The following is a 24,492-nucleotide window of genomic DNA, read 5'->3' as shown; positions in this document are numbered from 1 at the left end:
AAACTAATCCTTTAAACAAGGGCTATATGTAATCTTTTCGATTGTACCCTGATCAACCTTTTCGAAATTATCCCACAAACTGTATTTATCGCTATTTACAATCCGAGGGAGTTCATTCCAAGAGATAATTTGCGTGTATGCTATATTTGGTATAAAAGCTATGCCAGAGCATAGAATAGGATGATCAATATGTTGGCTAAGAAAGTATTTGGATAGCTGCTTCAAATACTCTTTTGAGCACTTTCCGTCAAAATCCACTGTTAGATAAGGTAAATCATTTTGTTTTGCTAGTAGACAAAGAAATTTTGTATTCAACTCGTTTTCTATCCACTTTGAGTGGTGACGCAATGTGCAGAAGGTAAAGTTTTCAGTAAAGTTAATTTGTTTCTCATTTCGTATCGATACATAACCTTCTTTGGGAGGGGGCAGGCATTTGGTTATCCATGTTTTACAGAAAGTATCAAACGAAATATATCCCAATGCGAGAAGCATTCTTGAGAAACCGAACCCAAAACGATCAAATTGTTTTTCTAGTTGGTCCCGGATAAAGATTCTTTGAGTTTTGTAGTTGTCATTGCTCAACCTTTCAGAAATCTTTGACCTTAGTTGGTCGTAATTGTTGGATTTCACAAAATCCACGAAGTCCGATAAATAATCGTATTCATTTTGATCATTCCCGTCCTCAGAAACGATGACAGCTCCAGCAGACAAACATTCAAAAATGCGAGTAGACTCCAACAAGGCGTTGTCGTAATTGTGCAAATTAACAATAACTTTAGAGTTGTGAATAGCCTCAATTGTTTGTTCTCCAGAAATACTTTTAGCAATGTGGATGTTGAAGTCCTTTTTTAATTTGTTCAGAAACTCTTGTCGGTGTTCACTACTTGTAGAACCGTAAAACAAAACATCATGAAGTGGTTCTTGATTAGGCAAATGGTGTACTTTTGAAAAAATCGGAACGTAGAAGCAATTCTTTATTCCATAAGATTGAAGATACTCAAAATTTTTTTGTGAGTATTCCATAACAGCAATGGCATTTTTTAATAGTGATAGATAAGACTCTCTTCTAAAACGGTCACTGATTGCCAGTTGTTCCAGTTGAAAGACAAGGTAATATGGAGGTAACACTTTAAAATGCTGAGGAAAAAGAACAATATAGACTTGGTTATTTGAAAAGCCAGTTTTGGGCTCACTGCCAATGATATTCGAGAGAATTCCCAGCTCAGATAAATGATTTTGAATAAGTTTGCCAAGGAACTGGAGGTACTTGGGACAAAGAATAGTAAATCTCTGAACGTAAAAATTGTTTGTTGTCTGGGCTTTTCCTGTTTTAAAAAAAACGTTTATCATGAGCCTGATTAGCTCAGCACTATACTTTCGGCTAAAAATATAATTAGACAAATTTTCAAATGTTGATGAACTGATGAGAGCTCGAGAATGCAAATTCTTTCTTATGTATCTCAAAGAAAAACTATTCATTTCTGTTCCCTACTGATTAAATAAAATCAGACTTTACTAATTTTTACAGATATGGATTTTAGCTAATGAATTGATTTATAACATTGAGGTATTTATGGGGTTTCTACACAAGTTTAAAAAAATTTATTTTTGGGTTTACCTTGTATGGCCGATTATCAAAAATTTCTTCCCAAAAATTAAAGTGTTAAGTTCTATTGAAACGCTTGAAAAAATAAGAAAAACAAATTGTTCCTGTGTCAGATTGGGTGATGGTGAGTTCGGTATTCTCAAAGGAGTTGGGGGGCCAGGATATCAAAAAATGTCTGTTCACCTGAGAAAGGCATTGTTGGAAGTTCTGACAAATACAGACCAAAATGTTTTGTTATGTGTACCAGAGCCTTTCGACATAGAAAAAATGACAGCGTATACGAAACGCGCGCGTTATCACTGGATAGCCATCATCTGTAAGTTTTTTCCGTATCTAAGGCAGAACTTACGTCAGGACTATGAGTATGGGAACACGCAAATGACGCGCCCTTATATTGATCAACATGAAAAGTCTATCGCTGGTCAAATTTTCAACGACTTTAAAAAGATTTTTTTCGCAAGAGATATTGTCATTGTCGAAGGAGAAAAAACAAGATTCGGTGTTGGGAATGATTTATTGAGCGGAGCTAAAACAATTAGAAGAATTGAAGCCCCTGCAAAGAATGCCTTTGAAAAATATGATCTTATTCTTCAAGCGTCAAACAAAATACCCAAAGATGCGTTGATTTTGGTTGCGTTAGGGCCCGCAGCGAAACCTTTGATCCTAGATTTAAGTAGAAAAGGGTATCAGGCTTTAGATGTAGGCCATCTTGATATTGAATATGAGTGGTTTTTACGCGGTGCTACCAAAAAAATTCCTATACCAGGTAAGTATGTTAATGAACTAAAGAAGGGTAGGGAAGTAAGAGATGAAATAAATTTGTCTCAGTACAATGTCGAGATCATGGAAAGAATTGAATAATTTTTAAGAGTTTTAAATTGACACAGCCTCAATTTGTCCATCTCCGTATGCACTCTGAGTATTCCGTTACTGATAGTACGGTGAGACTCGATTCAGCCATTAAAAAAGTAAAAGAACAGGGCGTAGGCGCCTTAGGCTTAACTGATTTAAATAATATCTTTGGTGGCCTTATTTTTTATACCCATGCGCGCAAGGCAGGTGTGAAAGCGCTGATGGGTTGCGATTTGGTTATCCAAAATGAGACAGATCGAGATAAGCCGTTCAGGATGGCAGTCCTTTGTCAAAATCATGAAGGTTACAAAAATCTCTGCGAAATCCTTACCCATGCATGGCTAAAAAATCAGTACATGGGGCATGGAGAAACAAAACTAGAGTGGCTTTTTAAGCATCATGAAGGTCTGATTTTTCTCTCTGGCGGCCCGGAAGGACAAATTGCTCAACTGTGTTTGTCTGGAAAGAAAGCTGAGGCTATTGTTTTAGCAAAGAAAATGAAGTCTCTTTGGGGAGATCGGTTTTTTCTGGAATTGCAAAGAGCAGGGCGTCCTTCTGATGAGGCTGTTGTTCGCTATCACTTAAGTATTGCTGACGAGTGCGACATTCCGGTCGTGGCTACGCATCCTATCCAATTTTTGGAGCCTGAAGATTTTGATGCCCATGATATTCGTGTTTGTATTGCCAGAGGCGATGTTCTAGCCGATAAATCTCGTCCAAAACTCTACTCCAAGGAGCAGTACTTAAAGAGCCCGGAAGAGATGATCAGTCTTTTTGCTGATGTACCTTCCGCTATAGCCAATACTGTAGAAATAGCCAAGCGTTGTAACTTAGAAGGAGTTTTAAGTAAACCGCAATTGCCGCTTTTCCCAACGCCGGATGGCATGAGTTTGGATGACTACATCGATCAGCTTTCTCATGAGGGGTTGGAGCAACGTTTGGAGTTTTTGTACCCTGATAAGGAAAAGCGGGAAAAAGAACGTCCCCGTTACGAAGAACGCTTGCAGTTTGAATTGGGAATCATCAAGAAAATGGGGTTCCCAGGCTACTTCCTTATTGTGCAGGACTTCATTAACTGGTCTAAACAAAATGGGGTGGCTGTAGGTCCGGGGCGTGGATCGGGTGCCGGTTCGCTGGTGGCTTATTCTTTGCGAATTACCGACATGGATCCGTTGCGGTACGACTTGCTCTTTGAACGTTTCTTAAATCCGGAACGTGTGTCCATGCCTGACTTTGACGTGGACTTCTGTCAGTATAACCGTCAACGCACGATTAATTACGTTAAATCCCGCTACGGTGAAGATGCCGTGAGCCAAATTGCCACGTTTGGCACGATGGGTGCAAAGGGCGTGATTCGTGATGTCGGCCGGGTGTTGGGTATCAGCTACAGCCTTTGTGACAAGGTCTCGCGCCTTATTCCGGCTCAACCGGGAAAAAACGTGACGTTGGCAGAAGCCATCAAGACGGTACCGGATTTAAAAGACCTGATAGAAAAAGATGAATCTGTTGCGCAGCTTGTTGATAAGGCGCTCCCTTTAGAAGGCTTGGTGCGTAACTTAGGTATGCACGCAGGGGGCGTGCTGATTGCACCGGGTAAACTAACCGATTTCTGTCCGTTGTATTCGCAGGATGAAAACCCGGATAACGTGATCAGTCAATTTGACAAAAAAGACGTTGAAAACGTTGGGTTGGTGAAGTTCGACTTTTTGGGATTAACAACGCTGACGATTTTGGAATTTGCCATGCGCTTTATCCGTCAGTTGGATCCTAATACAACGTTGCGTTTGGAAGCGATCCCGATTGACGATCCGGAAACTTATCACCTTTTCCAAGTGGGCAATACAAGTGCCGTGTTTCAATTTGAAAGTGACGGCATGAGAAAGCTTTTGCGTGATGCAAGGCCCGATTGCCTAGAAGATTTGATTGCTTTAAATGCCCTTTATCGTCCAGGGCCGATGGATCTTATTCCTGAATATATCGCTTGTAAGCACGGTGAAAAAGAAGTTCATTATCCGGATCCGCGCTTAGAGCCTGTTTTGAAAGAAACCTACGGCATCATGGTGTATCAGGAACAGGTGATGCGTGTGGCGCAGATAATCGGTGGCTACTCACTGGGCGGCGCAGACCTTTTGCGTCGTGCCATGGGTAAAAAGCAAGTCGATGAAATGAAGCGTCAACGCGCGGTGTTCGTAAAAGGTGCAGTTGAGCGCGGAATGGCCGAGGATAAAGCGGGCGACCTCTTTGATTTGATGGAAAAGTTTGCTGGATACGGTTTTAATAAATCCCACGCCTGTGCTTACTCTTACGTTGCTTACCAAACGGCTTACCTGAAAGTACATTATCCTGCTCCCTTTATGGCAGCCAATATGTGCTTGGTGATGGATTCGGGTGAAAAGTTAAAGCACCTTATCGATGACTGCTTCTTAAACGATATCTCTGTATTGCCGCCCGACATCAATAAGAGTGAATGGGAATTTGTGCCGACTTCAATGCATGAAATTCGTTACGGCTTAGGCGGCATTAAGGGCATTCCCAAAGATGCGGCAGAGGCAATTGTTAGGGAGCGTGAGCAAAACGGCCCCTATAAAGACCTTTTTGACTTAGTGAGCCGCGTTGATCGGACGAATTTCTCTAAACGAACACTGTTGTCCTTTGTTCAGGCCGGCGTATTTGACAGTTTAGAGCCTAATCGTGCAAAGCTTGCGGCCAATATTGATAACGCGATCGCATTAAGTGAAAGTGAATCATCCAACGCCGGACAGGAAAGTTTATTTGCCGATGTGATGGATGAAGTGCAACCTGAATACATTGATGCAAAACCCTGGAGCGCGTACAAAGAGCTGATTGGAGAGCGCGATGTGATGGGATGTGTTTTCCGTGGGCATTTCTATGGGGCTGTTCAAGAAGAGGCTGCCCAATTGCACCCGACACCAATCATCAATGTCAAACCTGCTCAACGAAGTGCTAATCGTCGGTCACCTTCTGTGCAAGTGGCTGGCATTGCTTCCAACATTAAGCAGAGCTTTAACAAAGAAGGTCGTTTAATGGGTAGTTTTGTTCTGGATGATGGAACATCGACGATTTCTGTGACCTGCTTTGGTGATGATTGGATGATTTATCGAAATATTGTTAAAAGCGATGAGTTGGTGTTTGTGCGAGGTAATGCTAGGGAGGATAAATTCTCAGCAACAGGGGTCAGTATCACGGCGCGTTCTGTTGAGGTACCGGCAACGCTTCGAGCCAAAAACAGTACGGTTTTACAAATCGAATTAAAGGATCCTAATTTTGACTTTGATCTCTTAAAGACATTTTTAGAGGATCATCGACCCGATGTAGATGATGCGGGTTGCAGAGTTTCCGTCAAAGTAATGGATCATGGAAAAGAGGCTTCTTTTGTTTTTTCAAAAGACTGGGAAGTTTATCTAAACCAAACTTTGCTAGACGAGTTGGAAGAAATTCCGGGACTTGACTATCATCTCGCCTCCAAAGGTGACGCTTAGTTAAAAAAGAGCTTAAAAATGATTGAATTACCCAAAGATCATTCGAATCCATTGGTTGTCGGTGTTGGCAGACATAGAGCCTGCTACATCCATCCGGAAGATGCCGGTAAGTGTATTAAAGTTGTTCACAATCCCGGAGAACACGCTTTCCAGGAAATTAAGCGCGAGCTTGCCTATTACAAACATCTTGAAAGTTACCTAAAGGACTGGGGTGGATTACCGAGATTTTACGGTGAAGTTGAAACAAGCCTTGGGAGAGGCTTTGTATACGACCGTATCGTTGACTTTGATGGAAGACCCTCACAAAGTATTGAACAACGTTATAACCAGAATAATTTAAATCAATTGCACGAAGAACTTTCGAGGCTCATTGATAGACTTCGGCGTTATCTATGGGATAACCGCATTGTTACTATGTCTATCAAACCCTATAACGTACTCTGTCATCGAATTAGTGAATCGGAAATTATCCCTGTTGTATGTGACAATATTGGTAGTGCCTCTTTTTTGCCCGTTGAGTATTATTGCCCTTGGCTTTGTCATCAAAAACAAAAGCGATTATTTAGTAGATTTATGCAGTTACCGTTATTAAAACAATTAAGAGAATATAAGAATTAACGTTCCAATATTTAATTTGAGTTAAAGTAGAGAAAATTATTACAATTAGGAAATCGTTACTTTTGTTGAAAAGTCTCGATTTCACTCAAAGATTCATTAAGACGTTAGGATTTTTAAAATGATTCAACTATCAAAAGATCATTCCGATATTTCAGTGATTGGTGTTGGAGCACACAGGGCTTGTTATATTCATCCCGATGATCCTCAGAAATGTATCAAAATTATTTATAACCCTTCAGATATTGCATTAAAAGAAATAAAAAGAGAATTATCTTATTACAGACACCTAAACACGTACTTGAAAGATTGGCGTGGCATATCTAGATTTTATGGTGTTGTGCAAACAAACTTAGGTAACGGTTACGTGTATGACCGCATCATGGACTTCGATGGTCAGAGTTCAAAGACTTTAGGGGACTATTATAAAAACGGTGAGTTAAGCGACCAAGAGTTATCGCTTCTGATTGAGAAACTCAAAAAGTATCTATGGGATAACCTCATCGTGACTATGGCGCTGAAGCCTCACAACATACTCTGTCACCGAGTAAGCCAAACAGAAATTTTTCCGGTTGTTTGTGACAACATTGGTTTCGCTCAACGTGTTCCGTTGGTTCTCTATTGGCCTTGGTTTTGCCATCAGAAACAAAAGCGTTTATTTCAACGCTTTGACCGTTATATGGAAAAATATTTGGCTAATTTAAAGTAACTACATCCAGGAACGCTTCGTTTGTTCAGTAAACGCCAAATGTGGCGTTGGATTATTCAAAAGCTCTGCGTTTCTTCGTATGAGATCATAAGTGTAGTCACGCGCCTTTTCTGGCAAGTAATGTCTAAGAGCTTCCAAGACAGTTCCATTATTTGCCAGTAAGGAGTTATCTGGATTGATAGCTTCATATTCGATAGTTCTGACAGTAACTTTATCGGAAAGCTTAATTTGTTTGCCGATGACTTCATAGAATGAGTCGAAAGAAATGATATCGAGCGCTAATAACGCTCGGCAAAAATATAGGGTGAACCAATCAAGTTGTCTATCAAGACCCTGTTTGATATTTTTGATCTGTTGTTCCAGCTTATCGTTATTGAGTAGGTTATTTAATAGTTGTTTTAATTCTGGATAGTTTCCAGCCGGGAAAAATTCAACAATCCCATTTAAATGTTGGTATGTCACTTGATCCAAAGATTCTTCGGAAACAACGACCTTTCCCATTTCTAAGCATTCAAACAGTCGTGTGGACTCTAGTAATGCGTCCTCATAAAAATGTAGATTGACAATTACCTTCGCTTTTTTTAATTCTTCAATTTTTTGTTCTCCCCAAACTTTAAAGGCGATTTTCAAATTAAAGTCTTTTTTAAGCTTATTTAATAAGTTTTGTCTTCTCTCGCTATGGATATCGCCATAGAACAATACGTCATAGACAAGATTTTGATTGAAATCGTTACGAACCTTAGAAAAAATAGGTAAGTAAAAAATGCGTTCTTTGGGAACACCGTGTTTGATCATATACTCAATATTCATTAAAGAATAATCAAACACGGCTAATGCATTGCATAAAATATCCAAGTATCTTTTATTGCGATAACGATCAGAAATAGCCAGCTGTTCCATTTGAAAAGCAATATAGTTCCTTGGCAAAGCTCGGAATGCTTGAGGGCAAAGGACAATGTGGACAGCATCACTGAAGCCACCTTCTGGCGGCTTATCAATGACTTCTGAACTGATACCGACAAGTTTTAACTTTTCCTGGATTAAACGTATAACGATAGCCACGTGCTCATGCCCCATAATGACAATATGTCGCTGATGAAGGTTGAGCATCCTTTGAACATATTCCTCATGATTTTGATTCAAAGGCAAGCGATTTTTAGCCTGAAGAGAAAAAAGGACGTTGCAGATAGTTCTGAAAAATGAAGCCCCAAATGCATAACTACGAAGGTAATTCTCCACTTGCTGTGTGGCTTGTGGGTGCTGATAAGACAGGAGCTTTAGTTTTTTTCTTGTTTTCTTAAACATGATGAAAAATATACTGAACGACAATGAAACTAACCGTGTTGTTTTTCATTGTAGTAATAACGACAAAATTTTTTCCACTGTCTTTCAATCTTCTTTTTTCCAAAATAAGGGCAGTAGATTGGTAAAGGGATAAATTCCGGGGATCCGAAACCGTCTAAAAAAACAATTCTTTTAAGACCCTCATTAGATTTTTCCAAAACCATCATATTGGCAGGACGAATATCCGAAATGATGATGTTTTTTTGAATCATTTCGTTTTTGATTTCTTTTAGTTTTAGCTCAAGTTGAGCAATTTCTGCCTCAGAAGCTTGTTTTACATAATCTCCTAATAGCATCGCACGCGTTGAGTCATCAGAGACAAAAAGTTCTTGTTCAATAATCAAGAATTCATTTGTTTTTTTGAAGCCATAATAGGTAGGTAAGAAATCGGCAGAAATGTTTCTTTTTTTCAGAAAATTAAAATAATGAATCTCTCTTCTGCTTTGAACATCATGCCCTAATCGGCTCACTTTAAAGCAAGTTTTAGGATTATTAGGGTTGGCATAACATATCCGTTCCATACCTCTACCGATAACTTTCCCAAACAAGACATCAGACATGTTTACAACCCTTTTCTAGTGGAGCGCTCTTTAATTTTTTCAGCTCGTGTTCGAGCTTGCGAGATAAGACTGGCCTCTTCTTTAAAAATACTTTTTAAGGGTTTTTGAAAATATATTTTGAGAAACCGTAAGTAATCTCTGTTGCTTAATCCAATACCCATGCAAGAATAGTAAAGACCAATTAAATCTTTGTTCCTCCAGCGAATTGGAACTGCCTTCCTAAATTGAGCCCGATGGAGATCAATAATCGAAATTTTCAATTCATCACTGTTTCCGTTAAACGGTAAATGCAGGAGAAAATGGCATATATAGCAGTCACGATGATTAATGCCGATAGAGTGCATTTTCCTAACCATCTCTGCCACTCTGGTAATCAGCATTCTCTTTATTGAATAGGGAGGAGGCTCATTAATCCAGTTTTTACAATAATCTTCCAAACTAATTGTAGGGGCTAAATCTTCCGTAATAATGAAAGATGTTCTTTTAACAGGATTCCATCCCTTTTGACCAAACGCGACTCCCTTCATGGTATCTACACCAATTGCCGATAATTCGTGTATGGCTCTCCATTCACGATCTGCTCCAAGGACAGGGAGACGAGCAGTCAAGAGGTTTTTTAAAACTTCGCCATAAGTTGTTCCATGGTGTAATTTAAGGTAGTAACTCTTACCTGCGAAGTCAAAACGCAGAGTTCTTCTGGTTTTTACTCTGCGGGAGATATCTCCTGAAATTTTTTCGACCTCTTCAAAAGGATCTTTTCCTTTCCAAGCTTCAAGAAAGGGCGGTTTTAGAATGAACATAGTTATTGCAAAATAATATCGGCAGCGCGTTTGGCTAAACCGTAAAGATCGTGTGTATCGGCGAAGCGTTTAGCATTTGCATGCCATGTTTGTCGTAGTGAGCTATTTTCAAGCACTGTTTCAATAGTTTGATTGTAGCTATTTTGATCAAAAGGTTCTGCTAAAACAACTCCGGCACCAGCCGTATTCACATATGACGAATAACCACAATTACCACTGACGATAATGGGTAAGCAGGATACGATGGACTCGAGAATAACTATACCTGCAGCTTCTTGTCGCGCGGGGTGCAGCATGAGGTCTGCTCCAAGCATGAAACGGCTGATGTCATTTCTTCCCCGGAAAAAACGCACATGATTTGAGATATTTAAATTTTGTGCCAAAGCCGACATTTTTTCTGGATTATCTTCGCCAACAACGAAAAGGAAGGTGTTTTCTCTCGTAGTTGTGGGAAGAGAGGCTAAGGCTTTAATACTTCGATCAACTCCTTTTAGCTCGTAATTTGAACAGACTTGCAATAAAAGTTTTTGTTCATTCTTTAAAGCAAATTCTTCGCGGAATTTTTCTCGACAATCTTGAGGTTGCCTATCGTATTTTCGATCAATATCAATACCTGGAGGCAATAAATAAAAGCGATCATCTTCCGTGTGGTAGTGTTTTTGGATTTCTGATTTACGGTTTTCCGTAAGAACTAAAATCTTGGTCGCAAGTCCTTTGTTAAAAACAGCCTGTTCAAAACTGATGAAATGACGATAACGGGAGGTTAGCTTGTATAAGAAATTCTTATTTTTTGTTTTTTCTGCGTAACATACGTCACCGGTGAAATACACGTCCAAACCCGGCATCCGATTAAAACCAACGACCCTATCTACAGGATTACTATTTAAGTGATTACTTACCCAATTGAAGTACTCAGAATTTTTACCGTGATTGCTAATTGAATGAGTGGGAACTTCAATAATTTCAAAATCGGTAGGTTTTTCGCCAACCCACTCCCTGACATAAACTCGAACTGTGTGTCCTCGGAGGACAATTTCTTTAGCTACACGGAAAAAGTCTCGTTGTAGTCCTCCAAAAGGAAAATATTTATATAAACAAAAAGCAATTTTCACAATAACATTCCCTTTTATCTTAAGCCCAATACTTCAAGTTTTTATTTTTTTCTGAGGCCTTTTTTAATCGGCGTTTCGAATAAAATGTCGCGAACACTGGGCCTGTTAAATATGGTAGCAAAGTACGTAATGGAATATCTTTTCTGGATAATAGAATTTTCCTGAATAGAGAAAAAGCACCACTGTAGCCAGATAACAAGGATATTTGCATTAATTTGATTAAACAAACTAAACGAGCGTGATCGATAGTACGATACTCTTCAGTATTTGGGTTATGTTGTCTCAGAATGCTTTTGCGGCAAGAATATTGTGCAAAAAGTCTTCTTATTCGATTAGCTCTTATTGCGCTAGAGGCTCTTTGGCGGTAAAAGTAAAGGGGATAATCTAAATATACAGTTCTGAAATTTGAATCTAATTTGTTGTAAATCTGATTGCTATACACTTCATCTTCGTAGTAAGAAAGTTTATCATCAAAAAAACAATCAGTTAGCAGTTCTTTCTTATATAACTTTGTGTAAACATACCCCCCTTTGCAATATTTTGAATGATGCTGTTCATTAAACATTAAAGAAAAGAAATCGATTTTCCCAATGTCACGGAAGGCACTTTGATCTAGTTCAACTTTCGATTGTGCAACTTTCGTATTACGATAAAACTTCTGGGCTCCGAAAACGATTAATGGAGTGTTGTGTTTTTTTAGGTTCGATAAGGCGATCTCTATTAATTGTGGATGAATAAAATCATCTGGATCCAAAAAGAGAACATAATCTCCGGTTAATTTCCTTAAAGCTGTATTCCTAGCGCTTGAAACACCGGAATTTTCCTGACGTATAACGACTATTCGCTGATCTTGATTAGCGTACTCAGACAAAATTTTTGGAGAAGAATCTGTAGAGCCATCATCGACCACTATGGCTTCCCAGTTACTGTAAGTTTGGTTTAATAAACTATCCAAAGATTCACGGATATAGTTCTCAACGTTAAAAACCGGAATGATTACACTAATTTTTTCAGACATTTTTTATCCTATTCTCTTCACTATCCCCTGACAGATAGAGTAAAACCCAAAGAGAAACAAAAGGGTAAAACGTAATCCAATGAGACCAATACCTATCGGTTAGTCCCATGGCTAAAATGCTGGCTAGTAGAGCTAATTTTGTAAAATCTTTCCAAGATTGCCTTACTAGTAAGATAAGGGTGCTGATCCATCCTATAACACCGATTAATCCTCCACCTACAAGTGTTTGGAAAAAATCGCTGTGAAAATGAGTCCTGAAGTAATCCTGCACTCCAAAGACATATCCATTGTCTACAAGGGCATCAAACGCTTTACTTCCCCATCCGTATACAGGGGAGTCGCAGAAACCGATTAGAGCAAATTTCCATAATTCCAAGCGAATGCCCCAAGATGTACGATTATTTCCATCTTGGAAGTTTTGCAAATCAGAAATACCCTGTTGAATTCTGCCTGTAGCAGAAAAAAGTGCCACCATAATGCAGCTAATTATCAACACTACCAAGGCGACTTTAAATTTTTTCCCTAAACAAACGACTAAGACTAAAGCAAAATAAGCTAATAATGCTGTTCTAGCTTCCAAAAGAACAATACACAATAAAGAGGTTAGGACACTTAAAGCGATAAAAATTTGTTCTTTAAAGGCAAAAATATCTTTCTCAAAGATCAAGCTACTAAAACAACAAATAGATAAAAAAGTGACAACCCCTGCGACTTTGTTCTTATTAACAGAGTAAACACCATTATCGATGAAGCCTATCGTTAAAACATGAATAATAATTGCGATAGACATAAAAAATAGGAATAAAGCGATCACTCTAATAAGTAAATTCCTCGAAAGAGAAATTGACTGTAGGGATAGAAACACCAATACCATTATTAGCAAGGCATTGTATCCATATGAGTATCCATCAGCCCCGTGAATCGCACTAAGTACAAGTAAACTGAGTAACCAAAATAACCAGGGAGTCAAAAATATTGAAATTTGTTTGATAGACTCTTTGAAAGTTTCTTTGTCGAAAATCAATACAATGCTGAGAATTGAAAAAGCAAAAATCAAATACTTTGCAAAATGAATACCTAATAAAAATAACAAACAAGCACTAGATATAGTGACAAAAAAAACTACCCAGGGAAGAAAGGATTTAATCCGTTGGGTATCGTTAAGCATATAGCCTGGCATAGTAATTTTCGTTTCAGTCAGGTTAAGAGTTAAGGTGAAAATTCATTTTTAATGAACTAGTTCTTTAATTTTGGTAATGACCTCATCTTCTGTAGGCCAACAGTTTTCTTTACCCAACACAACGGCATTGGGATTCCACGGACCAGTACGCTTCGGATCAGTAACGCCAATTAAAGTAATTTGTCGAGCACCAACGGCAGCAGCAACGTGGCTAATACCGGAATCATTAGCGATAACCAATTGAGCTTCCTTACATAAAGCAGCATAGGTTCCCAAGTTGGTGGGCGGCAAGTGCGTGGCATCAGGACATGCCACCTTAGCGTCCGCAGCTTCGTCAGGCGAAGGTAAAACGATCGGTTCAATTCCCAGTTCACGTAAGGGCTTAACAACGCAATTAATGTGCGTCCAATGCTTAATTTTCCCGTGATGAACGCCTCGGGCAATCGGGGCGATCAAAGCAAACTTTTCGGGAATATGGAATTTTTCAATGAGGTTCTTGGCACCCGCGGTGTGGCGAGTTATCAATTTGAGACCAAGGTCTTTTGTGGGTTCAGTCCACGCGGGTTCCTTCCCCCAAGCTTTAATTGCACCAAGCGTTGCGGCAAAGAAGCGCTCCACTTCGTGGATATTTTTTTCAGGTTCCGGCACTTTTTGATCCAAAAGTAGGAATCGACCGTCAGTGGGGAAACCCGCGGCTCTGATGCCGGCTAAGCGGAATTGAAGGGCAGAGCCAAAAGAATTCGGGAACAGTAGTCCCAAAGGCTTGTTTAATTGTTCCGAGAGGTAATGAAGTCTTTGCAAGTCTTCGCTTACATGACCTTCGATCGGGTCAAAGCGCCATCCCATTCCCAACATCAAGTCTTCGGCAAAGCGTTTGCCGACCAAATAGGGGGTAAAGCCACTGGCTTCTAATAAACGCAATGAGGGAAGGGTCATACAGCAGTCGCCGACATGGTTCGGTAAGCGGCAAACAACAATCGGATTCATAACAGTCTCGTTTTAAAAAGCTGATACAGAAAAGAAAATAATGTCACATTTTACTCGAGTTAAACTCCTAAAATAAGACTAACCGATCAATTTTATTTATGGAGATAAATAGATGAATAAAATCCTCCAAGTGGCTGCTGCGGGTGCTTTAATGGCGACAATAGGTGTAGCTATAGCTTCAAACTCTATGAATGGTATTCAGTTGTCAGAAAAAGGGCTGACCTTAAGTATTAATGGGACTGCCTCTTTAACCGTTCCTAATGATGAAGCGTTGATGAATTGGTCGGCTATGGCTCAGGCCTCCACCCTTCAGGAAGCAACGTCTCAGGCCGTCAAAGCGATGAATAAAGGCTTATCTCAAATTAAGGCAGTAAGCGATCAATTACAGCTTAAAACGCAATACATCAATTCTTATCCGGTTTACGGCGAGACAAAAGGCAATCAAACACCAAAAATTGTTGCTTGGCGTGTGACGCAGTCTTTGCAAGTGATTGCCCCTGATGTGACATTAGTGCCTAAGGTTATTGAAAGCGTCAATGGTGAGTTGGCTTTAGATGGTTTGAATTTCAGAGTATCAGATACAGCTAAAGCAAAATACGATGAATCACTTCATAAATTGGCTGTAGCCGATGCTACGCAGAGAGCTGTTTGGATTGCTCAATCTGTCGGAAGTGAAGCCTCTAAGGTGCAGTTGCAGTCTTTGCGGTTTAGCGGCAGCGCTAATCCAAGGCCTTTAAATGTGATGATGTCAGCCTCGGCAAAGTCAGCACGAGACGCAGCAGTGATTGCTCCGCAATTGGAGGCCGGAACCAGCGACTTGAATTTAACGGTCAGTGCGGAGGTTCTCATTAAGCGCTAGGCTAAGTGGGTTTTTGGTAATGAGGCTCGTTTGTATTAGACAGACGGGCCATTTTTTCAGACAACGGAAAAGTGTTACATTCCTTTAACAACGTGCCAATAAAAATCATTTGCGGTTAACATGAGCAAAAAGCAGAAACTCTTTGCCAATAGCGTACAATTGGCAGTTTGAATTTAGTCACGGAGATCAGACTCATGAATCAAAAGTACCCACACCCCATTTTGGCCCGTGAAGGTTGGCCTTACATCGGTGGTACTTTTCTTTTAGCTCTTTTGTGGACGGCACTGGCCGGATTTGGTTTTGTAGCCGCGCTGTTGTGGATATTTTTCATTATTGTCACGCAGTTTTTCCGTGATCCGCCCCGCACCGTTCCTGCTATGCCCGAAGCTGTTTTGTCTCCCGCAGACGGGCAAATTGTGAAGGTTGAAAAAACGATCGATCCCTTTACCAATGAAGAAGCGATTTTGATCAGCGTCTTCATGAATATCTTTAATGTTCACTGCCAACGTTTCCCCGTTAATGGAACGGTGGAAGATGTCCAGTACTATCCTGGCAAATTCTTAAATGCCGATTTAGATAAGGCCAGTACTGAAAATGAACGCAACGCGGTGATCGTTCGTGTTAATGACGGCAACCGTATCACAGTGGTTCAAGTGGCTGGCCTTGTGGCACGCCGTATCCTTTGTTATATCCAAAAGGGCGATCAATTATCTAAGGGTGAACGTTACGGCTTTATCCGTTTTGGCAGTCGCCTGGATGTGTATCTGCCCACGGATGCAACGCCTTGCGTCACCATCGGTGAAAAGGTACTTGGAACCGAAACTATTTTGGCCAAATTGGCTCCTAAGGCTTAATTGAGCGAGTAAAGAGAGAAAGGTTTTATCATGCGAAAAATTCGTCGTTCTCCTCGAGCAAATATTAAGGAACGTATTAAAGAGGCCCGTGCCCGCAGTATTTATCTTTTGCCTAACTCCTTTACGATGGCATCGATGATTTGTGCTTTCTGGGGGGTTACTCAGGCAATGGCAGGGAAATTTGGCATTGCGGCGGCCACCATTTTCCTTTCCATGCTTTTAGACGGAATGGACGGACGCGTGGCTCGCTTAACGCACACGCAAAGCAGTTTCGGCGAACAGTTTGACTCCATCGCGGACATGACCGCTTTCGGTGTTTGCCCGGCTTTGATTGCATTTGAGTTCGCACTCAAAGATTTTGGCGGATTGGGTTGGGCCGCGGCCTTTATCTTCTGTGCTGGCGCCGGTGTCCGTTTGGCTCGTTTCAATGCCAATATTGGTTTCATTGACAAGGGCTTTTTCCAAGGATTGGCAAGCCCCGCAGGCGCCGCTTTAGTGATGGGTTTTGTCTGGCTAGCGGTTTCCGGTCACCTGACACCCACCTTGACCCAATATATCCCCCATATCACCGCTGTTCTCTGTATCTACGCCGGCGTGACGATGGTTTCCAACGCTCCGTTTTTCAGCGGCAAAAACATGGGTTTTGTTCGTACGATTCCTTTCTGGGTTGTGCTTGTGGCAGCGCTTGCTTTTATTTGCTTCTCCAGCAACCCGTCGTTATCGGCCTTTATCGTTTTCTGCTGCTATGCGGTAAGCGGTTACGTCTATCAGTTCTATCTCTGGGTTCGTGGGTTACCCAATCCGGTGCGTCCGGTCAGAGACGAAAACTAATCGTTTTGTGCTAAACAGGGGATGGCTTTTATTAATGAGCTGTCCCCTTTTTCAATAGGGTATTGAAAATGTCTTTTTTATTTGCTCCTACTCCCATGCCGGTTTTGCCAATTGACGGCGAAACAAACCTCTACTTCCCTATTCATCGTATCTACGGTGTGGCTCGTAACTATGCAGCAGTTAATGCCGCGCTCGGAGAAAAAACACCTCCCAGTATTTTTCTAAAGCCGGCTGATGCGGCCGTTTATGCAGCGGCTGATAAAACACTGGAATTGGATTTCCCTGTGGCTACAGAAGATCTTCAGCACGAAATTGAATTAGTGGTTGCGATCGGTAAAGCCGGCCGCAATATCCCTGTTGAAAATGCGATGGACTACGTTTGGGGCTATGCGGCCGGTCTTGATATGACGCGCCGAGACCTCCAGAGAAAAAGTAGCGCCAAAGGGCAACCGTGGGATACCGCAAAGGCCTTTGATGAATCGGCTCCGATGACGGCTGTAAAGCCTGCTTCCCGAACCCCCGATAATGAACCGATGAAAGTATGGCTTTATGTCAATAACGAAAAGCGCCAAGAGGGAACGACCGCAGAGATGATTTTGACAGTCCCTGAAATCATTAGCTATTTGTCTACTCTTTATGAATTAAAACCCGGCGACTTGATCATGACGGGGACGCCTGCCGGCATTGGTACGGTTCATCCCGGTGATGTTTTAGAGGGCGGCGTGCAGGGCGTCGGCGTTTTGAAAGTGAAATTTAAAGGGGAGTAACCGGTATGGCCATCACGGCTCAAGAAGGCAAAAAGATGATGCAAGAATTGGGCGATAAGCTCCTCATTCTTGATGTCAGACACGCTCACGAATACGAGTGGGGGCATATCCCTGGAGCGGTATTGCTTGATAACGATGATATTGAAGAAGGAGTGAGACCGGAATCTTTACCGGAGGATTTGGATCACCCGATTATCATCTATTGTCGATCCGGCGTTCGCAGTCACTATGCCATGCTGAAACTTCAGGCGGCTGGCTACACCCACGTTTATGATATGGGCGGCATCATTGACTGGCCCTACGAAATTGAAAAGTGATCGGTAAGAGAAGATCGTTTTCGAATAATTCTTGAAGATACAAAAACGGGGTTGTCTAAGAAGTCAACCCCGTTGGTGTTTTAAGCTTTCAAACTTAAAGAATTAAGCCATTGCCTTGATAGCAGCGGCCAAGCGGCTCTTATGACGAGCAGCGGCGTTCTTGTGCAAAACGTTCTTACCGGCCATCGTGTCGATGATCTTTTGAGCCTTCACGAAAGCTTCAGAAGCGGCGGCCTTGTCGCCAGCCACAACCAATTTACGCACGGCCTTGATGGCGGTGCGGTATTGAGAACGTTGAGCAGAAAGGTGCTGGTTGCGCGCAACAGCTTGACGGGCGCGCTTACGAGCTTGTTTGGTATTAGCCATTGTTAGTTCCTTGCCTTATATAAAAAGTTACGGCTGTTAATTACAGCCGCTTTCAAAGGCATTGAGCATTGAAATACGCTTGCAGCACAGAGTCGGAAGCGGCTGGTGAATCAGTTCATTTCCAACGGATTTTTACGGTTCTTTCGGGCATGCGCACACGTCCACGAAGAACACTCCCTTGGAAAAGTCCCAAAGTTTAGCAAAAACTTTTAAACCTCTCAAGCGGTTAATGAAGTTTTTGCTCAAGATCGAATACAATGCACAGGATATTTGGGGAATTTGAACAATGAGTTTAATCAAAGCAGCCGCCACCGTCTCCTCCTTGACGCTTTTATCTCGTATAACAGGTGTTGTACGCGATATGCTGATTGCACGTTATTTTGGTTCAAGTGCCGCTACTGACGCTTTCTATGTGGCTTTCCGCCTGCCCAATATGCTTAGGCGTTTGTTTGCTGAAGGCGCGTTTCAGCAAGCCTTCGTCCCAATGCTCTCCGATGTTAAGGCAACAAAAACAGAGACGGAAGTCCGAAGTTTTATCGATAAGGTTTTTAGTCTTCTTGCGAGTGTCCTTGTTCTCACCAGTATCCTTGGTGTCCTAATCGCTCCGGTTTTGGTTTGGTTAATTGCGGGCGGCTTGGCAGAAAATCCCCAAGGCTTTGATCTTGCCACCCAAATGACCCGGTGGATGTTCCCGTATATCTTCTTTATGAGCTTGGTGGCGATGAGCGCGGGTGTACTCAATACCTGGAAGCACTTTGCCATTCCTGCTTTTACCCCGGTTTTGTTGAACCTTTCTTTCATCGCGTTTACCTTGCTTTTGACGCCGCACCTGGATGAGCCGATTTTTGCACTAGCCGCGGCAGTGATTGTCGGGGGAGTACTGCAGTTGGGAATTCAGATTCCGTCTTTAATGAAACTGGGAGTTTTGCCTCGCCCCGTCAATCCGTTTAAGGCAGCAAAGGACGCCTCCGTCATCCGGGTGATGAAGTTAATGATTCCTGCGCTTTTTGGCGTTGGCGTTGCCCAGCTTTCTCTTTTGATTAACACCAATATTGCTTCTCGCTTGGGGACGGGTTCTGTGACATGGCTTTCCTTTGCAGACCGTCTGATGGAATTTCCGACGGCTCTTCTCGGAGTCGCGTTAGGATCAGTGTTGCTGCCGAGTCTTTCGGCTGCGTTTGCCAAAAATGATCTCACTCGTTACAACGCCTTGCTTGATAACGGCTTAAGACTCGTTGTCCTTTTGGCCATTCCCGCTGCGGTGGGTTTAGGTTTGATGGCCGAAGCATTGGTTGCCTTTTTGTATCAAGGGAAAAATTTTTTGGTCTTTGACGTACACCAGACAAGCCTTGCCGTGATGGGTTACTCGTTTGGTTTATTGGGGCTTATTGCTATCAAAATTTTGGCTCCTGCCTTTTATGCTCGAAAAGACATTCGCACGCCCGTTAAGGTGGCGGCGGTGAGTCTTGTGTGTGTGCAGCTTTGCAACATCGCGTTTGTTCCCGTTTTCGCTCATGCGGGACTGGCGCTTTCTGTCGGTGTGGGCAGCTGCATCAACGCGTTGACTCTTTTGGTTATTCTGATTTGCCGAGGACAATACCAGCCGATTTCTGGTTGGCTGATGTGGAGCGTGAGAATCGTTGTGGCAACCGTGGCAATGGGAGCCACTATTGCGTTTTTGCAACAGGGAGTGGATTGGGCCGGTATGCAAAGTGAATGGGTAAAACGTGCCGGTCTCGTCTTTCTGTACATAGCCGCGGCCCTTGTCGTTTATTTCGGATTACTTATTGTGATGGGCTTGCGCCCTCGTCACTTAAAACCCCGTTATGACATTTGAGGAGAATCTTCATCTCTATCAAAGGGCATACATTCGGGCCACTGAATAAGCTCATCGTGGTCCGTTGTATCGATGGCGGCGGGGCCGGTTTCTGCGGTGTTGACGGCAAAATTGAGTTTAGCGTAGACATTGGCTAAATCATCAAGGAGTATCTCCTCAGGATCGAGTCTCTCATCTTCTAAGCGTTCTACCGTTTCAGACAACGCTTCGAGCGCGTCACTTAAGGCATCAATGAGCCATTGGCGATCAACAGACATTTTTTTGTTCCTAGTCGTTAAAAATCCCCAAAAAACAATGGGATCTCTTTAAAATGCGACAAGTATACGTGAATCATTATTGACAATGATTCCAGATAGTGATGGTTTTATATATCAGGCCCATTGTGATTGACTCAAAAGACTTCAAACAATGGGTTTAGGAGCCGGCAAATGAAGAGTTTTTCTAAAAAAGCATTGGTGTTAGGTGTGATGCTTGCGGTAGGTGCCACAGCTCAGGCAGCCTATTTGGGACAATTGCAAGTAACAAGCCAAGCCAGTCAGAATTTTCAGGCTACTTTTTTAGTTCATGATGTATCGCCTACAGGATCGTCGCTTACGGCTCGATTGGCTCCCGCGGAAACTTATTCTAAATACGGTATTACGATGCCTGAAACGGCCAAGGGTCTTAACTTGGCTTTAATCAATAAGTCTCCTTTAACGCTTCGAATTTCTTCTAATCGCCCGGCAGTTGAGCGCGCGTTCCCGTTATTAGTTGAATTAAACGAAGGCGGGCATGTTACGGTTCGTCAATACAATATTCATATTGGCGCGACAGGCAGTGTTGAACCGGTTGAAGTGGTGTCGATGGCGGCTGCGCCCATTACCACTGCCGCCCCTGTGGCAAAGAGAGATCCTGAGTCTAAACCCGCAGTAAAGACTGCTTCTTCGGCTAAGGCTTCTGTTCCGGCTCCTGCAACCAAGACTGAAATGACACCACTAGAGCGCATGCAGGCGAAAAATTATGACTTAAGTAAACCTGTTCTTGTCGAAGCCGGTTACACCCCGTGGTCGTTGGGAGTCCTCTATCAAAAGCGTTACCCCAACGCCAGCGTCAATCAAGTGTTGGTTGCTTTGGCCATTCACAATCCGGAAGCCTTCCCTGCCGGCAATGTCAGACAATTAAAAGCGGGCGCCAAAGTGACGGCACCGTCAGCGTCTTTGGTTGAATCCATTAATGCTCAGACGGCTCGAGAAATCGTTCAAAAGGGTTTGAGTATTGAAGAAGTCGCCCAACGTCCGGCTCCCATTAAAGAGGTCAAACAAGAGGCTCCAAAACACAAGAAACCGTTGCCCTCTATCCAAACAGCACCGGTTAAGCATTTGCCGGTGACCAAAGAAGAGATTCAAAGTGATGTGAAGGCGGCCGAACCCGCACCGGCAACGCCTGCTCCTCAAAATGGTGATTTGACGGCTACGGATAAGGCTCAGCAGCCGGCGGAAAATGTCTCTGCTACTTCTGAGGCTCCTGTAGAGGCTATCCCTGAAAATCCGCCTTCCGTTTCAGAATCGGTTGAAGCTCAAGAAAGCACTTCGCCTCAAGAAGCCATGCCGACATTAGAAATCATGACTGAAGAAGAGGAGCCTGTTGAGGAAGAGTCGACCTCTTGGTTCTGGTACCTGTTGATTGTCTTGATGTTGGGCGCCGCGGGCTTTATCTATTGGCGCACGAAGCAAGGCCGCTATGTGGATTTCCAATCCTTCAAGCGAGTGATGAATAAGGGTAAGGCTCCTGTTCATGAAGAGCCGACGATCCGTCAGGCTCCCCAGGCACCGCGTGCCGCTAAGCCGTCCGCGCCCACCAGTTCCTTTGAAAGTGTGAGCCATGCGCCTGTGCGTGAAGAGCCCCGTGTTGAAGCGCGTCCAGCAGTGCAGTCAGCTCCTGTAGCGCCGACTGCAACAGTTGCCACGGCACAAAAACCGGCAAGCCAACAAGCGGCAAGCGCCAATGTGTTTGATTTGGTTGCTGATGACGAACCGGTGCAAGTCCAGCCGGCGCCGACTCAAGCAGAGCACAAAGCTGCCGCTGCTGACGATCACGGCATGAAGGATTCGCTTGACATGGCTCGTTCATTTATCTCCATTGGAGCGAAGAATGAAGCCATTGCCTTGTTGCAAGAAGTGCTTCAAAAAGGCAGTCCTGCCGATAAGGCACAAGCTGAGGCCCTTTTAAAGCAAGTTCATGAGCGCGTCTGATGCGAATTGCTTTAGGCGTTCAATATAACGGTTCGGCATTTTGCGGTTGGCAAACCCAACCCGATATGCCGAACGTTCAAGACACATTGGAATCGGCACTGAAAGCTTTTGCGACAGTGCCGATTTCTACTATCTGCGCGGGGCGCACCGATACTGGAGTGCATGCTACGCATCAAGTGGTGGATTTTGAAGCTCCTGTCGCAAGACCCCTTAATGCATGGGTGCGGGGCGTAAACACCTTTTTGCCTCCGACCGTAGCTGTGCGCTGGGCTTGCGAAGTGCCTGATGACTTTTCGGCTCGCTTTAGTGCAACCGAGCGCACCTATGAATATTGGCTTTTAAATGATCCAGTGAGATCCCCTTTGATGGAGGGGGCCGTCGGTTGGGTTTTTAGACCTTGTGACGAAACGAAAATGCAGGAGGCGGCTCAGTGTCTTTTGGGTGAGCACGATTTCACGAGTTTTAGAGCATCAGAGTGTCAGGCAAAAAGCCCCATCAGAACAATCCACGAAGTAACAGTTAAGCGTTGCGGCAACATGATCGGCATTCGACTGCGAGCCAATGCTTTTTTGCACCATATGGTTCGAAATATCGTTGGCAGTTTGGTTTATGTTGGTACGGGAAAGCAAAGCGTACAGTGGTTCAACGATGTTTTAGAAGCCTGTGACCGTACGGTCGCCGCCCCTACGTTTGCCGCAGGAGGCCTTTATCTTGTTGGGGTGAAATATCCTAATGCCCCTCAGCTGCCCAGTTATAGTCCGACACTTTGGTCACAGCTGATGAAATAATAAAAATCATTTAAAATCAATGTGATAATATAGATAATAGACAAAAAATAGATAATTAAATAAGCCAAATATTCATAGTGCAATAGACAAAATCAAATTGCTCCTGAAATAGATCTGCATTGAGGATGGCCTTTGTATCATTGGCGTAATCAGGAAAATCAAAAAATTGACTTTTTAATTGAAAATGAAAAAGAGAGACTTGTCGTGAAATCGGTTGACAGTTCTGAACGATTTCCTGGTTTAGTTGACAGTTTTTAGATTCTTGCCTAATTCTCTTGACAGCTAAAGCTGTGTGGAGTTAATTGATAGACAGGGGCAAGGTGCACGTTGTTGGTCTTGAGAAAATAACCAAAATATGGCATTCGTTAACAGCTTTAGATTTGATAAAATCCCAAATCGTATTATTTGTACAGAATTGTATTGAAGGACTTCTTCTATGAGTTGGATTGATCGGCTATTGCCTCGCATTCATAAGTCGGATTCAGAACACCCCGAAAAGAAGGAAAGTGTTATTCCTGAAGGGCTTTGGACAAAATGCCCGAGTTGCGAGCAAGTGCTTTATACCGAAGAGTTGAGAGATTCTTTGATGGTTTGCCCGAAGTGTGGCCATCATATGCGCATTAGAGCTCGTGAGCGCGTAGAAAACTTTTTGGATGCGCAAAATCAGGTGGAAATCACTCAAGAAGTGCAACCGACAGACCCGTTGAAGTTTGTGGACAGCAAACCCTATCCTGCACGTTTAGCGCAAGCTCAGCAAAAAACAGGTGAAACGGACGCTTTGGTTGTCAAGCGTGGTACGCTTCGCGGTTTGCCCGTCGTTGTGGCCGCCTTTGAATTTAACTTTATGGGTGGCTCAATGGGTTCGGTTGTCGGTGAACGTTTCGTGCGCGGTGTGGCAGAAGCCACGCGCATGAAGTGCCCCTTCATCTGTTTTGCGGCTTCGGGCGGCGCTCGTATGCAAGAAGGTTTGATGTCCTTGATGCAAATGGCTAAAACCACGGCTGCCATTGCCGGTCTTGCCCGTGAAAAATTGCCCTTTATTTCGGTTTTAACCGATCCGACAATGGGTGGCGTTTCCGCAAGCTTTGCCTTTATGGGCGATGTGGTGATTGCAGAACCCCGAGCTTTGATTGGTTTTGCTGGTCCCCGTGTGATTGAGCAAACGGTTCGTGAAAAGTTGCCCGATGGCTTCCAACGCTCGGAATTCTTGCTCAAGAAGGGCGCTATTGATATGATCGTGGATCGTCGTGAAATGCGTGCTAACATTGCAGAAATCATGGCGATGCTCATGAGAAAGCGTATTACGGACGCCGAATGATTTGTTTGAGAACGATCTAAAATTTAAAGACGCACTAGAGA

Annotated in this window: 23 protein-coding genes; 13 read left to right on the top strand and 10 right to left on the bottom strand. The window is 42.9% G+C overall.

Annotated elements, in window-relative coordinates; genetic code table 11:
• Positions 1–3: 3 nt before the first annotated feature.
• The gene (locus tag M3080_RS03725; protein WP_249091951.1) at positions 4–1,479 is read right to left on the bottom strand and encodes a glycosyltransferase family protein; all 1,476 of its coding nucleotides are present in this window, start codon (positions 1,477–1,479) and stop codon (positions 4–6) included.
• 94 nt (positions 1,480–1,573) lie between these two features.
• Between M3080_RS03725 and M3080_RS03720 the strand changes: the two genes are divergently transcribed.
• The 4 genes from M3080_RS03720 (at position 1,574) to yrbL (M3080_RS03705) (ending at position 7,282) form a co-directional block, all read left to right on the top strand.
• A complete protein-coding gene (locus M3080_RS03720) occupies positions 1,574–2,467 on the top strand; it encodes a GT-D fold domain-containing glycosyltransferase (protein ID WP_022473746.1) in 894 nt (297 codons plus the stop codon).
• 17 nt (positions 2,468–2,484) lie between these two features.
• On the top strand, positions 2,485–5,958 hold the full coding sequence (gene dnaE, locus M3080_RS03715) for a DNA polymerase III subunit alpha (protein ID WP_249091950.1): 3,474 nt from the start codon (positions 2,485–2,487) through the stop codon (positions 5,956–5,958).
• Positions 5,959–5,976: 18 nt separating this feature from the next.
• A complete protein-coding gene (gene yrbL / locus M3080_RS03710) occupies positions 5,977–6,576 on the top strand; it encodes a PhoP regulatory network protein YrbL (RefSeq protein WP_249091949.1) in 600 nt (199 codons plus the stop codon).
• Positions 6,577–6,694: 118 nt separating this feature from the next.
• A complete protein-coding gene (yrbL, locus tag M3080_RS03705; RefSeq protein ID WP_249091948.1) occupies positions 6,695–7,282 on the top strand; it encodes a PhoP regulatory network protein YrbL in 588 nt (195 codons plus the stop codon).
• Here yrbL (M3080_RS03705) and M3080_RS03700 read toward each other — a convergent pair whose 3' ends face one another.
• Genes M3080_RS03700 through M3080_RS03670 form a run of 7 tightly spaced genes read right to left on the bottom strand, consistent with a single transcriptional unit; the run spans position 7,283 to position 14,283 of the window.
• On the bottom strand, positions 7,283–8,587 hold the full coding sequence (locus M3080_RS03700) for a hypothetical protein (protein ID WP_249091947.1): 1,305 nt from the start codon (positions 8,585–8,587) through the stop codon (positions 7,283–7,285).
• Positions 8,588–8,616: 29 nt separating this feature from the next.
• The gene (locus tag M3080_RS03695; protein ID WP_249091946.1) at positions 8,617–9,186 is read right to left on the bottom strand and encodes a YrbL family protein; all 570 of its coding nucleotides are present in this window, start codon (positions 9,184–9,186) and stop codon (positions 8,617–8,619) included.
• Between the two features lie 2 nt (positions 9,187–9,188).
• Positions 9,189–9,986, bottom strand: coding sequence for a lipopolysaccharide core heptose(I) kinase RfaP (gene rfaP, locus M3080_RS03690; protein ID WP_249091945.1), 798 nt, complete (start codon positions 9,984–9,986; stop codon positions 9,189–9,191).
• Positions 9,987–9,988: 2 nt separating this feature from the next.
• Entirely contained in the window at positions 9,989–11,098 is a 1,110-nt protein-coding gene (locus M3080_RS03685; protein WP_249091944.1) for a glycosyltransferase family 4 protein, read from the bottom strand.
• Between the two features lie 19 nt (positions 11,099–11,117).
• The gene (locus M3080_RS03680; protein ID WP_249091943.1) at positions 11,118–12,116 is read right to left on the bottom strand and encodes a glycosyltransferase family 2 protein; all 999 of its coding nucleotides are present in this window, start codon (positions 12,114–12,116) and stop codon (positions 11,118–11,120) included.
• Positions 12,109–13,296: an O-antigen ligase family protein gene (locus M3080_RS03675; protein ID WP_249091942.1), complete on the bottom strand. Its 1,188-nt coding sequence runs from the start codon at positions 13,294–13,296 to the stop codon at positions 12,109–12,111. The genes M3080_RS03680 and M3080_RS03675 overlap by 8 nt, the downstream gene beginning before the upstream one ends.
• Positions 13,297–13,344: 48 nt before the next feature.
• On the bottom strand, positions 13,345–14,283 hold the full coding sequence (locus M3080_RS03670; RefSeq protein ID WP_022473736.1) for a glycosyltransferase family 9 protein: 939 nt from the start codon (positions 14,281–14,283) through the stop codon (positions 13,345–13,347).
• Between the two features lie 112 nt (positions 14,284–14,395).
• Here M3080_RS03670 and M3080_RS03665 point away from each other — a divergent pair, with 112 nt between their 5' ends.
• The 5 genes from M3080_RS03665 to M3080_RS03645 all read left to right on the top strand — a co-directional run bounded on the left by M3080_RS03665 (position 14,396) and on the right by M3080_RS03645 (position 17,911).
• Entirely contained in the window at positions 14,396–15,142 is a 747-nt protein-coding gene (locus M3080_RS03665; RefSeq protein WP_249091941.1) for an SIMPL domain-containing protein, read from the top strand.
• 194 nt (positions 15,143–15,336) lie between these two features.
• Complete coding sequence (locus M3080_RS03660; RefSeq protein ID WP_022473734.1) at positions 15,337–15,996, top strand: phosphatidylserine decarboxylase; 660 nt, start codon at positions 15,337–15,339, stop codon at positions 15,994–15,996.
• A gap of 30 nt (positions 15,997–16,026) precedes the next feature.
• On the top strand, positions 16,027–16,827 hold the full coding sequence (locus tag M3080_RS03655; RefSeq protein ID WP_249091940.1) for a CDP-alcohol phosphatidyltransferase family protein: 801 nt from the start codon (positions 16,027–16,029) through the stop codon (positions 16,825–16,827).
• Positions 16,828–16,895: 68 nt separating this feature from the next.
• Positions 16,896–17,594 carry a fumarylacetoacetate hydrolase family protein gene (locus M3080_RS03650; RefSeq protein WP_022473732.1) on the top strand — a complete coding sequence of 233 codons (699 nt, stop codon included), beginning with the start codon at positions 16,896–16,898 and terminating at the stop codon, positions 17,592–17,594.
• Between the two features lie 5 nt (positions 17,595–17,599).
• Entirely contained in the window at positions 17,600–17,911 is a 312-nt protein-coding gene (locus M3080_RS03645) for a rhodanese-like domain-containing protein (RefSeq protein WP_249091939.1), read from the top strand.
• A gap of 102 nt (positions 17,912–18,013) precedes the next feature.
• On the opposite strand, the gene rpsT is transcribed toward M3080_RS03645, so the two are convergent.
• Entirely contained in the window at positions 18,014–18,277 is a 264-nt protein-coding gene (gene rpsT, locus M3080_RS03640) for a 30S ribosomal protein S20 (protein WP_022473730.1), read from the bottom strand.
• 286 nt (positions 18,278–18,563) lie between these two features.
• Between rpsT and murJ the strand changes: the two genes are divergently transcribed.
• The gene (murJ, locus tag M3080_RS03635) at positions 18,564–20,114 is read left to right on the top strand and encodes a murein biosynthesis integral membrane protein MurJ (protein ID WP_249091938.1); all 1,551 of its coding nucleotides are present in this window, start codon (positions 18,564–18,566) and stop codon (positions 20,112–20,114) included.
• On the opposite strand, the gene M3080_RS03630 is transcribed toward murJ, so the two are convergent.
• Positions 20,102–20,371 carry a hypothetical protein gene (locus tag M3080_RS03630; RefSeq protein WP_249091937.1) on the bottom strand — a complete coding sequence of 90 codons (270 nt, stop codon included), beginning with the start codon at positions 20,369–20,371 and terminating at the stop codon, positions 20,102–20,104. The two genes, murJ and M3080_RS03630, sit on opposite strands and share 13 nt — an antisense overlap.
• 171 nt (positions 20,372–20,542) lie before the next feature.
• Here M3080_RS03630 and M3080_RS03625 point away from each other — a divergent pair, with 171 nt between their 5' ends.
• The 3 genes from M3080_RS03625 (at position 20,543) to accD (ending at position 24,451) form a co-directional block, all read left to right on the top strand.
• Complete coding sequence (locus tag M3080_RS03625) at positions 20,543–22,345, top strand: FimV/HubP family polar landmark protein (RefSeq protein ID WP_249091936.1); 1,803 nt, start codon at positions 20,543–20,545, stop codon at positions 22,343–22,345.
• Complete coding sequence (truA, locus tag M3080_RS03620; protein WP_249091935.1) at positions 22,345–23,133, top strand: tRNA pseudouridine(38-40) synthase TruA; 789 nt, start codon at positions 22,345–22,347, stop codon at positions 23,131–23,133. The genes M3080_RS03625 and truA overlap by 1 nt, the downstream gene beginning before the upstream one ends.
• A gap of 436 nt (positions 23,134–23,569) precedes the next feature.
• Positions 23,570–24,451: an acetyl-CoA carboxylase, carboxyltransferase subunit beta gene (accD, locus tag M3080_RS03615; protein WP_249091934.1), complete on the top strand. Its 882-nt coding sequence runs from the start codon at positions 23,570–23,572 to the stop codon at positions 24,449–24,451.
• The last annotated feature ends 41 nt before the right edge of the window (positions 24,452–24,492 follow it).

The organism is Parasutterella secunda (genome assembly GCF_023336895.1).
GTDB classification, from domain to species: Bacteria; Pseudomonadota; Gammaproteobacteria; order Burkholderiales; family Burkholderiaceae_F; genus Aphodousia; species Aphodousia faecalis.
Note: the sequence above shows the minus strand (reverse complement) of the source record. Positions and strands in the feature narration are given on the sequence as shown.